The 13,460-nt window shown below is 69.3% G+C and carries 10 protein-coding genes; 5 read left to right on the forward strand and 5 right to left on the reverse strand.

Annotation, left to right across the window (positions count from 1 at the left end; translation table 11 throughout):
• Nucleotides 1–17: 17 nt before the first annotated feature.
• Entirely contained in the window at nucleotides 18–845 is an 828-nt protein-coding gene (locus ACWF0M_RS08900; protein ID WP_452235040.1) for a hypothetical protein, read from the forward strand.
• 15 nt (nucleotides 846–860) lie between these two features.
• Nucleotides 861–1,181, forward strand: a complete 321-nt coding sequence (locus ACWF0M_RS08905) for a hypothetical protein (protein ID WP_209697058.1) — start codon at nucleotides 861–863, stop codon at nucleotides 1,179–1,181.
• A 62-nt stretch (nucleotides 1,182–1,243) separates the two neighbouring features.
• Here ACWF0M_RS08905 and ACWF0M_RS08910 read toward each other — a convergent pair whose 3' ends face one another.
• Genes ACWF0M_RS08910 through ACWF0M_RS08920 form a run of 3 tightly spaced genes read right to left on the reverse strand, consistent with a single transcriptional unit; the run spans nucleotide 1,244 to nucleotide 7,283 of the window.
• Nucleotides 1,244–5,725 carry an FtsK/SpoIIIE domain-containing protein gene (locus tag ACWF0M_RS08910; protein ID WP_452235041.1) on the reverse strand — a complete coding sequence of 1,494 codons (4,482 nt, stop codon included), beginning with the start codon at nucleotides 5,723–5,725 and terminating at the stop codon, nucleotides 1,244–1,246.
• Nucleotides 5,716–6,753: a hypothetical protein gene (locus ACWF0M_RS08915; protein ID WP_452235042.1), complete on the reverse strand. Its 1,038-nt coding sequence runs from the start codon at nucleotides 6,751–6,753 to the stop codon at nucleotides 5,716–5,718. The genes ACWF0M_RS08910 and ACWF0M_RS08915 overlap by 10 nt, the downstream gene beginning before the upstream one ends.
• A complete protein-coding gene (locus ACWF0M_RS08920; RefSeq protein ID WP_452235043.1) occupies nucleotides 6,750–7,283 on the reverse strand; it encodes a sigma-70 family RNA polymerase sigma factor in 534 nt (177 codons plus the stop codon). Before ACWF0M_RS08920 ends, ACWF0M_RS08915 begins: the two co-directional genes overlap by 4 nt.
• A 224-nt stretch (nucleotides 7,284–7,507) precedes the next feature.
• Between ACWF0M_RS08920 and ACWF0M_RS08925 the strand changes: the two genes are divergently transcribed.
• Nucleotides 7,508–8,434, forward strand: coding sequence for a ricin-type beta-trefoil lectin domain protein (locus ACWF0M_RS08925; RefSeq protein WP_452235044.1), 927 nt, complete (start codon nucleotides 7,508–7,510; stop codon nucleotides 8,432–8,434).
• Nucleotides 8,435–8,437: 3 nt separating this feature from the next.
• Here ACWF0M_RS08925 and ACWF0M_RS08930 read toward each other — a convergent pair whose 3' ends face one another.
• The gene (locus tag ACWF0M_RS08930; protein WP_452235045.1) at nucleotides 8,438–9,340 is read right to left on the reverse strand and encodes a 1,4-dihydroxy-2-naphthoyl-CoA synthase; all 903 of its coding nucleotides are present in this window, start codon (nucleotides 9,338–9,340) and stop codon (nucleotides 8,438–8,440) included.
• A 14-nt stretch (nucleotides 9,341–9,354) separates the two neighbouring features.
• On the reverse strand, nucleotides 9,355–10,368 hold the full coding sequence (locus ACWF0M_RS08935) for a LacI family DNA-binding transcriptional regulator (protein ID WP_452235046.1): 1,014 nt from the start codon (nucleotides 10,366–10,368) through the stop codon (nucleotides 9,355–9,357).
• A 146-nt stretch (nucleotides 10,369–10,514) separates the two neighbouring features.
• On the opposite strand from ACWF0M_RS08935, the gene ACWF0M_RS08940 reads away from it, so the two are divergent.
• Together ACWF0M_RS08940 and ACWF0M_RS08945 are read left to right on the forward strand one after the other, a co-directional pair.
• Complete coding sequence (locus ACWF0M_RS08940; protein WP_452235047.1) at nucleotides 10,515–12,446, forward strand: Xaa-Pro dipeptidyl-peptidase; 1,932 nt, start codon at nucleotides 10,515–10,517, stop codon at nucleotides 12,444–12,446.
• A gap of 149 nt (nucleotides 12,447–12,595) precedes the next feature.
• Nucleotides 12,596–13,459, forward strand: a complete 864-nt coding sequence (locus ACWF0M_RS08945) for a hypothetical protein (protein ID WP_452235048.1) — start codon at nucleotides 12,596–12,598, stop codon at nucleotides 13,457–13,459.
• The last annotated feature ends 1 nt before the right edge of the window (nucleotide 13,460 follow it).

Consider the following 13,460-nt stretch of genomic DNA (forward strand, 5'->3'; position numbering starts at 1 on the left):
GACGCCGAGGAGGGGTTGTGCCGGATCGACTCAAGATGGACTACAACCTGCTCAACGACGCCAAGGTCGACCTGGAAGAACTCGCGGGAAACATCAAGCCGACGCTCGACGACAGCCTGTTCAGCACGCTGGCCTACGACGACGGCAGCGTCCTCGGCAGCAGCATCATCGCGTCCGCGATCACCGACCTGCACACGAACGCCGAAGGCACGATGACCAAGGCCGAGAAGGGCCTGAAGGAACTCGCGAACTCGTTCGGCTCGGTCGGCGAGGCGTTCCTGCAGTTCGACGCCGAGATCTCCCAGGGCATGAACGCGACCAACAGCAACCTCGCGCTGTCGAACTACTACCGCGACAAGTCGCAGTGGGACTACTACCAGGCTCACAAGGATCAGTGCACGGGACCCGTCGCGGACCAGCCGGACTTCTGCAGCGCGACGAACCCGGGTGACCACCCGCCGCTGGACCAGACGATCACGACCGACCGCGGCAACATCCACACGCACCTGGACGTCGACGACAAGGGCAACGTCACCCGCGAGGAAACCACGGTCACGTACGACGGCAAGACGTACCACTCGGTGACGACGTACGGCGATGACCGGCACCACATCATCACCGACAGCGAGTACCCGGACGGCAGCACCGTGCACAACGACACCCAGCTGCAGACCAACGGCAGCGGCACGATGAAGACCACCAACAGCGACGGCACCTGGAGCGAGTTCACCCGGGGCCCGAACAAACCCGACGGGTCGCCGGCCGACTGGGTCGAGACCCCGGCCAGCGTCGAGGCCAACAAGCCCGAAGAGGACGACGACTCCTACGTCGCGCCCGCCGTGTAACACCCACCAGAGAGAGTGAGCGCAGCAATGGCCTACGACGGCATCAACCTCGACTACGGCAAGATCGTCGAGGTCACCACCCTGATGACCAACGCCCACGACCAGATCTCACCGATGATCGAGAACCTGCGCACGCGGGTGAACACCCTGGTCGACGACGGCATGGTCTTCAAGCAGTCCAGCGAGGTCATCCGGAACACCTACAACAACTTCGACACCAGCCTGAAGGCCGCGGTCAAGGGCATCCAGGACTTCTCGGACATGTTCAACAGCATCAAGAAGAACGCCGAGGAATTCGACCAAGGCATCAGCAACTCCCTCAACCAGGCCAAGTAGTCCGTCTTTGAGAACCCACCAACCATTTCGCCGCGCGAAAAATGGTTGGTGGGTTCTCAAAGTCAGGCGGGGAGCAGGACGGTGAGGGGGACTTGGACGGTTAGGGGTTGGGACGCGGGGGATGTGGTCCAAGCCCGGCCGGGGCGGGGGGTGGCTCGGATGATGTTCGGGCCTAGGCGGACGCCGATCAGGTCGCCCTCGGAGATGGAACGGGCCTCGAGCAACAGTCCGCGGCGGGCCCGGCGGGCCGCCGACGCCCAGCCGCTCATCCCGGACTGGAACCCGTCCGTGGTGGCGGCGAAGACCACGGCCAGGCCCTGGTCCCGGCCGGACACCACGATCTCCTTCAGCAGCTTGTCCGCGGCGGCCGTCATCACCAGGTCCGCGTCGTCGATCACGACCACCTTCGGACCCGGTACCTGATCGACGGCGGACCGCAGTACGTCCTCGGCCGGATCCGCCTGGCTCATCAGCGTCACGTTCGGATGCCGCGCGAGCATCCGCAGCGGCGACTCGCGGGGCGTGATCACGATCAACGACGAGCCGCCGGCGAGCAGCGACACCGCCAGACACGACAGCACGTTGCTCCGGCCGGAGCCAGGAGGCCCGAGTACCGCGTACGACGATCCGACACCGGCCAGGTCGACGCCGACCGCACCGCCCTCGTCGCCACCGAGTCCGATCAGGCCCCATTGCGGCCGGCGATCCGCCGCCGGCACCCGCTCGAAGGCCTGCGCGAACTCCACCGACGACGGCAGCTCCGCGACCTTGAACGGGCGCCGCGTCGCGGGCACCTTCGCGTCCCGCTTGATCGCCGCGGCCGCGATCGCCTTGATCGCGTCGACCTGCTCCGACCCACCGCCGGCCGCGAGTACGGCGACCTGCGTCTCGGTGGCCGTCAGCACGTGCCACCCGCGACCCGGCAGCACCATCGACGGCACCTTCGCCACCCGCAGGCCGGCCGCCTGGTAGTCCGTCCGATCCGCCTGCCGCAGCAAGAGTTTGTGGTCGTTGTGCGAGGCCAGCCGCCCACCGAGCAACGACCGCTCCGACGTGGCGATCAGGTGGATCCCGAGGCCGCCGCCCTCACGCAGCAGCCGCATCACGTCCTGCAGCAGCTGCCCGTGGTCGTGATCGTCGAGCAACGCCGACAACGCATCCCAGCCGTCGATGAACACCAGAATGTGCGCGGGCCGCTCGGCCTTCGGCAAGCTCTTCCGCAGCTCGTTCAGCCCGGTCGCATTGTGCTGTCCGGCCAGCTCCTGCCGCTCGCTGAGCTCCTGGTTCAGCTTCCGCAGCAGCCGCGTCATCCGCTCCATGTCGTGCCGCGAGACGACCGCACCGCAGTGCGGCAACGTCTCCAGCGGCGCGAGCCCACCGCCGGCCGCGTCGATACCGTAGATGTGCAGATCGGCGACGCTCAGGTTCTTCGCGGCCGACCCGGCCATCGTCCGGAGCGCCTGGGTACGCCCGGACCGCGGCGCCCCGATCACGTACAGATGCCCGAAGGTCTCGAAGTCGATCCCCGCCACCCGCCGCTGCTGCAACGCCGGAATGTCCTCCAGCGCATACGGCACGAACATCGCGCGATCGGTCCCGGGCAACGCGTCGAGCAGGATCTGCGGCTCCAGCGCCGGCTGCCAAGGCTTCGGCTGTACGGCGAAGTCCGGCAACTCACCCGCCGCCGCACGGACCGCCTCGACGAGCGCCTGCAGATCCGTCACCGCGAGCCCGTTCGCCGCCTCGTCGTCAGGATCCGGCAGCGCGTCGCGATCGACCGCCCGTCCGAGCTCGGCCCACGGCAACTCGGTGACCTGCATACTCGCCGGGTCCACGGGCCCGGTTGCGGCTGCCTCGTCGGTCCGCTCGGCACCCACCCACGCGGTCTGGAACAGGTCCGCCAGCCGCGGCCCGCGCCGGATCAGCGCCCGCCCCGGGATCCCCGGGCTGATCGACGCCGCCTCGTTCACGTCCACGACGTCCTGGCTCTCGGACTGGTCGGTGACCCGCAACGCGATCCGCAGGTTCGTGTTCGCGCGAATGTCCGCGGTCACCACACCGGCCGGCCGCTGCGTCGCGAGGATCAGGTGGATCCCCAGCGAACGGCCGCGCTGCGCGATCCCGATCAGGCCCGGGACGAAGTCCGGGATCTCGCGCACCATCGCGGCGAACTCGTCGATCACGAGCAGCAGCCGCGGCAACCGCGCCAGCTCCGGGTCGACGGCCCGCTTCGCCTGGTAGTCCGGGAGGTCCTTCGCGTCGGCGTTCGCCAGGATCCGTTCGCGCCGCCGCAGCTCGGCGTCCAACGACTCGAGTACCCGCTCGACCAGGTGGGCGTCGAGATCGGTCACCATGCCCAAGGTGTGCGGCAGGCCGGCGCACTCCTTGAACGCGCTGCCGCCCTTGTAGTCGACGAGCACGAACGTCAGCTCGTCCGGCCGGTTCACCACGGCCAGCGACGCGACGAGCGTCTGCAACAGCTCGGACTTGCCGGATCCCGTCGTACCCGCGATCAACCCATGGGGGCCGTCGGCAACCAGATCGACGACGAACTTCCCGTCGAAGTCGGTGCCGAGGACGAACGACGTACTCGCAGGCCGTCGCTGCCACCGGGTGAGCAGGGCCTCCGGCGTCGGCGGCTCCAGTTCGAGCTCGTCGAGGAGCTTCACCAGCTTCGGCAGGCCCGCGTCGTGGTCCGGGCTGATGTCACGCACCGGCGCCAGCGCGCGGGCGATCTGCTCACACCACTCCGGCGACACCAGATCCGCACGGACCGCCGTCTGGTCCGGCAGCCCGGGTCGCCGTACGGTCAGCGTCTCGGCAGCCGCCGCGACCACCGCGCTGCATTCCTGCGGCAGCAGGCGCTCGTCCTTGTCGAGGCACACGGCGTACACGCCGACCGCGGGCCCGTCCGTCAGCACCTGCACGAATCCCGGTACGTCGCGCAGCCGCCGCGACCCGTCCGCGATCACCACGATCTCGGTGTCGACCGGGTCCGGCGTACTCGACGCTGTGGCCTTCCGGTGCCGGCCCTGCACCTGCGACACCAGTTCGCCGATGCGCGCCGCGGTGGTCGCGTCGTCGTTGGCGATCAGCACCGCCGCGGGAGCCTTGTCGGGCCGCAGGTGCGGCAGCCACCGCACCCAGCCCCACTCGTGCGCAGTGTCCGCCTCCGCCAGTACGACGATCCGCAGCGCCTGCGGCGAATGCAGTACGGCGGCCTGGATCGTCAGCCACCGCGCCAGCGCATGGGTCGTCGCGGGCTTGCCGGAGATCCCCAGTACGCCGTGACCACGCAGCGGTACGGCGATCGGCGCATCCGGAATCGTCCAGCGGATCGTCCGGTGGTTCTCCTCGCGGCCCTGGTCGTCGAGTTCCTTCAACGACGCCTGGTCCGCCGTACCGAGCCGCAGCAGCAGGTAGTCCGGGTCGCTGCGCCGGCGCTCCCACAACCGGCTGCCCGGCCGGGTCGCGAGCTGCGCGATCCGCACCGGGTCCGGCGCGGTCAGGTTGCGGATCAGCCGCTCGCGGGTGACCGCGGCGGAGATCTCGTCCTCCAGGGCCGCCTTGCGGGCGAAGTACTTGCGCCGGGCCTCGATGTGGTCGGCGCGGTTGGTCTTCCGGCTGGAGAAGAAGTTCATCCCCATCATCATTGGGCTGAGCAGCGTGAAGACCAGGAAGTAGTACGAGTTGAACAACCCGACCATCACCAGGCCGAGCACGACCGGCGCCAGCACGACGGGCCACGGGAACGGCCTGCGCTGTGGTGGCGCCGGCGGCGGTGGCAGCCGGACCTTCTCGTCGTCGAGGTGCGGCGCGAGCCGCGGCGGCCGGTTGTAGTCGAGCGTGAACCCGTCGTCGGCCAGCCGTACGGCGGCCGGCGGCTCGAGCGACCCGCTGCACCGCAACAGCACCGGTCCGACCACGAGGTCCTCGTCCGGCGCCCACGTGTTCACCTGACCGATCGGCACGTCGTCCGGGTCGATCACCACCGGCGGCTCGTGCGCGGTCTCCTCGTCGTACACCCGGATCGCGCTGGTCGCCGCGTCGTCCTCCGGCGGCCCGATCTGCCGACTCGACACCAGCCCGCCGACATCCTCGGTGCGGTGCCAGAACGCGTCACCACTCGGCCCGACAGTCACCCACAACCCACGCTCGGGTACGCCGGTACCTTCGAGCCGGATCGCACACTGGGGGTCCGCACCGATCTCGTGACTACCCGGACCGACCCGCCAGACCCGCCCGGCCTGCGGCCCGGAAACCGCATGCAACTCGACGACGACAGGCGCGTGCCCGGTCGGCGTTCCCTGCAGCAGATCCGGTACGTCGACCGCTCCGCCGAGCCCGATCACGCCGCCTTCGCGGACCCCGGACCTGGCGAGCGGCAGCGCCGGGTCGAGGCGCCGGCGTCCGAGGAAGAGCGTCGTACCGGGTTTGCCGAGACCGTCGGCGAAGCCGCCGACCGACAGGCCGCGCGGGATCCGGACGACCTGGTCGGAGCGGGAACCGGAGCGGGAGTCGACGGTGGTCAGGTTCAGCTCCACGACGCCTCCTTCCGGTCCGGGACCGCGGAGACTCCGACCGACCCAGCCGGCAGTTCCAGGTCACTCAGGTCGTCGGTGCTCACGGTCTCCGGACCGAACGGCACGCCGCTCTCGAACTCGTGCGGTGGCAGCCGCCGGATCGACCGCGCCACGGCCTTTGCCAACGGCAACGGATCGATCCGCAGCCAGGTCGCGCCGCCGTGCAGCCGCAACGTCTGGTCCGGCAGCGCCTCCAGCAGGCGGCTGCTGCCGCGGGCGACGCCGAGGCTGAGCATCCGGCGACCGGCCTGCAATGGCCCGGCCAACGGTCCGGCGCCGACGACGAACCAGGCGCCCAGCCGGCGCGCGGCCTCCTCGAGCGGCATCCCGTCGTGCCGCGGATGGATGCCCTCGGCAACCTCGATCGCGCCGACCGGCAGCCGCACGTCGAGTTGCGCGGCCATGGCCTGGACGACGGCACGGGCCGTCCGGTCCACGCCGTACACCGAGAGCGTCCGCGGACCGGAGAGCAGGTCGAGCATCAGCACGTACCCGCCGGTGCTGTCGGTGCCGATGCAGACCAGCAGCGGCATCTCCCGAACCGAGCCGGTTTCCGGGAGTTCCGAGCGATCGATCCACCACAGCCGCGAATCCCGTGCGTCCGCGCTCCACGGCTCCGGCGGCTCCAGGTCCGACGCCGCGGCGACCAGGACCCCGATCCGGCGCTTCGCCAGCGCGACGGCGTACGGCGCCACACCTGGGCTGATGCCCGCGGCGGCGATCATGGCCCGCTCCGCCTCGGCCCAGCCCTCGCTGTCGCGCAGCGCCTGGATCAGGAGGCGGAGCCGGCGACGGTAGCGACGACGGGCAGCGATCGGCTCGGCGAACGCGCGGACGGTCTGCTTGATCTGACGGCCGATCCAGCCGATCAGCTTCTGCCAGCCGCCGAGTCGCCGGACCAGGAGGTTGAGCAGGACGAGGAAGAGCAGGACCAGACCGGCATACCCGAGATATCCGCGAATCCCACCGCCGCCTCCCATGCCGGTCATGCGGCGGCTCCGGCCCAGTCGGTACGGGCGAGCTCGGCGCGGATCTGCCGGACCGCGTTGTGCGCCCGCGACTTCACCGTGCCGATCGGTACGCCGAGCACCGCCGCCACGTCCTCGCCGGCGTGACCGAGCAGATGCACTCGGGCGACGACCTCACGATGCGCCGGCGACAACCGCTGCAGCACCTCGACCAGCACCCGCCGGTCGATGACCTGCTCGGCCGGGTCGGGCTGACTGCGCGGCTCCTCCAGCTCCGTCGCGCCGAGCCCAACGGGTACGGCGCGACCGGCGCGGCGATGGTGGTCGATGACGAGGTTGCGGGCCACGCGGAACATCCACATCCGCACCGGGCGGTCCTGCCAGTCGATCCGCTCGGCCAGCTGCCACGCCCGCAGCAGCGTTTCCTGGACCACGTCCTCGACGGCGTGGGTGTCCCGGCCGAGGAGGCTCGCGACGTACCGGCGAAGGCTTTCCCGTTCTGCCAGACAGAGCTCGATGACGGTGGTCCGGCGGACAAGCTCGTCGATCATGGATCTCCCTCGTGGGCGACGCAGAAGCGGAGAACCTGGCGGATCCGAAAATAGGTTGAGAACGCTCTCATGGCAATGCCAAAGGATGAACACTCAGCAACAATCTGATCTCGCGCAGTGATCGCAGTCACCTTTTCGCCCACCGTTTGACGGCAGCGGGGTGGCCGGGTCATCCTCGGCCACAGACACGCTCACCGCCCCCGTCGCAGAGCTGAGGAGCAGACGTGCGGTCACGCCGATCCCCCGGATCGTCCCGGTTCTCGGACACCTTCGCCAGCCGCCCCGGGTTGCCCCGGATCAGCCGGCTGCCCGACCGGCGCGCCTGGTCCACCACCGCGGTCGTCGCCGCCCTGATCGGCGGGATCGCGATCGGCGCGTCCGCGATCACGGGAGGCGGCTCCGGTCCGACGTACACCACCGATGTCGCGTACGTGCCGCAGAGCCGGCCGACGGTTACGCCGACGGTGACCTTGACGCCGCAGCCGGTCACCGGCCCGACGAAGACGACGACGGTGAAGGGCGATCCGCAGCAGGTCGTCAAGACCGTCATCATGCCGGGTGTCACCATCACGCTGCCGCCGGCCACTGTCACCGCGAAGCCGCCCGCCGGCAAGCCGCCGACAGTCACCGCGACCACAACCGCGACCGCTACGACGACCGCGCGTACCACGACGACTGCGACGGTGACCGCTTCCGCCAAGCCGCCGACCAAGACGACTCAGCCGCGCGGCATCACCACCCAGGCACCTCCGGCCGTGGCCGCCCCGCCGGTCGTCCTGAAGAGCGATCAGACCAACCGCTGCATCGACGTACCGAACGCGACCGACGGCATCGGCCGGGACGGATCCCCCTTACAGGTCTGGGACTGCGGCGGAAACGCCAACCAGCAATGGGTGTTCCAGCCCGACGGCACGGTCCGCTCGATGGGCCTGTGCATGGACCTCGCCTGGGCGTCGACCGCCGACGGCACTCAGGTTCAGCTGGTCAACTGCAACGGCGGCTGGGCCCAGAAATTTGCCCTGAGCAACGAGCACGAACTGGTCAACCCGAGCGCCGGCAAGTGCGTGACCGCCGATGCCCCCGGCAACGGCGGCCGCCTGACGCTGCGCGGCTGCTCCGGCGCCGCCAGCCAGAAGTGGCACAAACCCTAAGATCTAAAAGGCATACGGGTACGGCGACCAGTCGGGGTCGCGCTTCTCGAGGAACGCGTCGCGGCCCTCGGCGGCCTCGTCGGTGCCGTACGCGAGCCGGGTCGCTTCGCCGGCGAACAACTGCTGCCCGACGAGCCCGTCGTCGATCAGGTTGAACGCGTACTTCAGCATCCGTTGCGCGGTCGGCGACTTCGCGCAGATCTTCTTGCCCCACTCCAGCGCCACGGCCTCGAGCTCGGCGTGCGGAACGACCTTGTTGACCATGCCCATCCGGTACGCGTCCTCGGCCGAGTACTCGTCACCGAGGAAGAAGATCTCGCGCGCGAACTTCTGCCCGACCTGCCGCGCCAGGTACGCCGACCCGAACCCGCCGTCGAACGACGCCACGTCCGCATCCGTCTGCTTGAACCGCCCGTGCTCCGCGGACGCCAGCGTCAGGTCCGCGACCACGTGCAGGCTGTGCCCGCCGCCCGCGGCCCAACCCGGAACGACACAGATCACGACCTTCGACATGAAGCGGATCAGCCGTTGGACTTCGAGGATGTGCAGCCGGCCCGCGCGCGCCGGGTCGATCGAGTCGGCCGTCGCACCCTCGGCGTACTTGTAACCGTCCTTGCCGCGGATCCGCTGGTCGCCGCCTGAGCAGAACGCCCAGCCGCCGTCCTTCGGTGACGGGCCGTTGCCGGTCAGCAGCACACAGCCGACGTCGGTGGACATCCGGGCGTGGTCCAGCACGCGGTACAGCTCGTCGACGGTCTGCGGCCGGAACGCGTTGCGCACCTCGGGCCGGTTGAACGCGATCCGCACCACACCGGCGTCGACTGCGCGGTGGTACGTGATGTCGGTCAGCTCGAAGCCGTCGACCTGTTTCCAGGCCGACGGGTCGAAGATCTCGGAGACGGTCACCGCATGAGCATATTTCAGCGGCGTGCGGTGCTCTCCCGCAGTACTACTTCCGCCTTGAACGTCTCGGTCGTCGCGTCGCCGCCTTCGATGGCCAGCTCCAGCGCGCGACGGCCCATCTGTTCCAGTGGCAGCCGTACGGTCGTGAGCCCCGGCCACACGTCCCGCAGCGTCGCGATGTCGTCGAACCCGGCGACACCGAGCCGGCCCGGTACGTCGACACCACGCGCCCGCAACGCCGACATCGCACCGACCGCCATCACGTCGTTCACCGCGAACACGCAGTCCACATCGGCCTTGCGGTCGAGCAACTGCTCCGCGGCGGCGTACCCACCGTCGCGAGTGAAGTCGCCGGACTCGACCGCCACCGGCTGCACCCCGGACTCGGCCAGGCCCGCGACGAAGCCGTCGCGCCGGTCCCGTGCGGTCGCAAGCGTTTCCGGCCCACCGAGTACGGCGAACTTGCGCCACCCGAGCCCGACGAGCGCGCGGGCCAGGTCCGCCGATCCCGAACGGTTGTCCGGTTCAACGGTGTGCGCCGGCATCCCGGACTGGCTGACCAGGGCGAGACCTGCGCCGGAGTCGAGGAAGGTCTGCACCTCGGTCGCCGTCCGCGCCAGGCTCTCGCTATCGGTCCGCCGGCTGCCGATCATCACCGCGGCCCGCGCTCGTTGCGCGCGCAACGACGACAGGTAGGCGATCTCGCGGTCCGAGTCACGGAACGTGCTGGCCAGCATCACCAGCAGGTTGCGCTCGTCCGCGGCGCGCATCACGCCGTTCGCGATCGCGGCGAAGTACGGGTCCTCGATGTCGTGCACCAGGATGCCGACCACGTTCGTCGACGACTTGGCCAGCGCCTGCGCCTGCGCGTTCGGCGTGTAGCCGAGCTCGTCAGCGGCGGCCTTGACCCGTTCCTGCAGCTCTGGGCGGGGCACGCGGTCCCCGCCGTTCAGCACACGGGAGGCGGTCGCGACCGACACACCCGCGCGCTGCGCCACGTCCAGCAATGTCACCGGTGCTCGCAGATTCACTGGCCTACCCTTTCGTGCGTCCCCCCGGGGGCGGTGGCGGTCACCCTACCGAACCCCGGCCCTTCTCACGCTGAGTATCGGGCAGGTCGCTGCCAATCCGGTCAGAACCTGGCTTTGCGGCGCGGGAGTGACTAGCCTTCCCAGCCATGAGGACCGTCCGCGCCAGGGTGACGATCCTGGTCTCGTCCGCCGTGCTCAGCCTGACGACTCTCACCGGTCCGGCCATGGCTGCTCCGATTCCGGACGGGCCCGGTACGTCGGTCCCGGCTGCTCCCAGTGTGCCGCAGCACGTCGACGCGCGCACCAAGAGCACGCAGCCGGTCTACGACTACGCGAACGCGATCCGCGAGTCGGTGTACGTCGACACCACGATGGACACCGACTCCGACGGCCAGAACGATGTGATCGCGGTCGACATCGTCCGGCCGAGCGAGACCGTCCTCACCGGCACGAAGATCCCGGTCATCATGGACGCCTCGCCGTACTACTCCTGCTGCGGACGCGGCAACGAGAGCGAGAAGAAGACGTACGACGCCGACGGCGTGATCCGGAAGATGCCGTTGTTCTACGACAACTACTTCGTCCCGCGCGGCTACGCGATGGTCGGCGTGGACATCCTCGGCACCGGCCGCTCCACCGGCTGCGGTGACGTCGGCGGCCGCAACGAGGTCCAGTCCGTGGTGGACGTGATCGACTGGTTGAACGGCCGCAACACCGCACACACCGCCGACGGGCAGAAGGTGTCGGCGTCCTGGACGAGCGGCGCGGTCGGGATGATCGGCAAGTCGTACGACGGGACGCTGGCGAACGCCGTCGCGGCGACCGGGGTGAAGGGCCTGAAGACGATCGTGCCGATCTCGGCGATCTCGTCGTGGTACGACTACACCCGGTCCGGCGGCGTACCGTACTCGGACGACTACATGCCCTGGCTGGGCGGGTACGTCGGTCACGACAGCGCCGCCTGCGACGAGGTCCGCGGCGAGCTCGGCGACAACGACGACGATGACACCGGCAACTACACGTCGTTCTGGGCCGAACGCGACTACACGAAGAACGCGTCGAAGGTGAAGGCCTCGGTCTTCATGACGCACGGGCTCAGCGACTACAACGTGCAGACCAACCACTTCTCGCAGTGGTGGTCGGCGCTGTCGCGGAACAACGTGCCGCGGAAGCTGTGGCTGGGCCTCGAGGACCACGTGGACCCGTTCGAGTTCCGCCGCGATGAGTGGGTGGACGAGCTGCACAAGTGGTTCGACTACTGGCTGCAGGGCCTGCAGAACGGCGTCATGAAGGAGCCGGCCGTCTCGATCGAGACCTCGCCCGACGTCTGGCGCGACTACAAGACCTGGCCGGCCGTGAACCGCCCGGTGTCGGTACCGCTCGCGGCCGGCAAACTAGGTGCCGCAGGCAAGGGTTCGCTGATGGTCACGGACGATCCCGACCTGACCGAGGACGCCATCGTCGCGGACCCGTCGGAGGTGATCGCGGGACGGCAGATGTTCCTGTCCGCACCGCTGACGGCACCGCTGCGGATCAGCGGCACGCCGTCGGTCACGCTCCGGTTGAAGTCCGACTCGCCGACGACACCGGTCACCGCGCGCCTGATCGAGTACGGCGACGCGGCGCGGTACGCCGGCGTACGCCGTACCGACGAAAGCACCTGTGAAGGGTCGAGCACCGACTACGACGACAGCTGCTACTACACCGTCGACAAGGTCACCACCCAGAGCGATCACGGCATCGTCAGCCGCGGCTGGATCGACGCCGCGCACAGCAAGTCGCTCTCGAAGCCGACCCCGCTGAAGCCCGGCCAGTGGACCACCGTCAACGTCCCCCTCCGCGCCCAGGACCAGATCATCCCCAAGGGCCGCATCGTCGGACTCGCCATCACCCTGTCCGACACCGAATGGACCACCCCCAACACCACCGGCGCCACCATCGACATCGACCTGGCCGGCAGCAAACTGAACATCCCGATCTCCTCCGGCAAACTCACAGCCCCCACCAAAATCCCCGCCATAACCGTCCAAATCAAAACCCCCACCCAACGCCCCAACCTCCACGACCCCAAGAACTGACCTCCCCCGACCGCCGAGTCGTGGAAAACGGCTGTGAAAACCAGCCACGATCCACGACTCGAGGAATGGGCCCGGAGCCAATCGCCACGACTCGGTGGGGTTGTGGATAACGGACGTCGTGGAGTGACGGAAATCGGGACAATGGTGGGGTGTTGTTCACGGTGGCGGATGCCCAGGCGTTGGGGATCTCGCGGGGCGTGCTGCGCGGTACGCAGTACCGGCGGGTGCTGGGGTCCGTGTACGTCGACGGGTCGGTCGCCGTCACGCCCCGGTTGCAGGCCGAGGCCGCGTTGCTGTTGACGCCTGGTGCGGTGGTGAGCCATCAGACCGCATTAAGTCTGTGGACCGCCAACGACCGCGCCGACGACTTGGTACACGTGACGGTGCAGCGCGATCCGCACCGAAACCTTCCGCGCGTGAACGGTCTGCGCGTGCACGAAGTACAACAGCTCGACCGCGCGCTGCGTGACGGGCTGCCGCTGACTCCACCCGAGCGAACATTCCTCGACCTGGCGCCGTACCGCGATCTCACCAACCTCGTCGCCGCGGGAGATTCCCTGGTACGCCGTACCGACGTCGAGCCTCACCACCTGGTCGAGGCGGTGGCCGCGGCGAGCGGCGTACGAGGCGTCCGGCGCGCCCGCGAAGCGGCAGCCCTCGTCCGCGCCGGCGTGGACTCCCCGATGGAGTCCCTGCTCCGCCTGCTGATCGTCTTCGGCGGCCTCCCCGAACCTCGGATCGGCCACGTGATCACGGACGCCGCGGGCGGCTGGCTGGCGGAGCCGGACCTGAGCTACCCGGAGGTCGGGCTCGCGATCGAGTACGACGGGCGGCACCACCTGGTGGATGCCCGTCAGTGGCGCCAGGACATCCGCCGCCGCGAGAACCTCGAACGCGAAGGCTGGCTGGTCCGCGTCGTCACCGCCTACGACCTCCTGAACATCCCCCAAACGGTCGTCGCCCGCATCGCCGAGGACCTCCACACCCGCCGCCACCCCCAACTCGCCGCCTGAC

The organism is Kribbella sp. NPDC055110 (assembly GCF_053607525.1).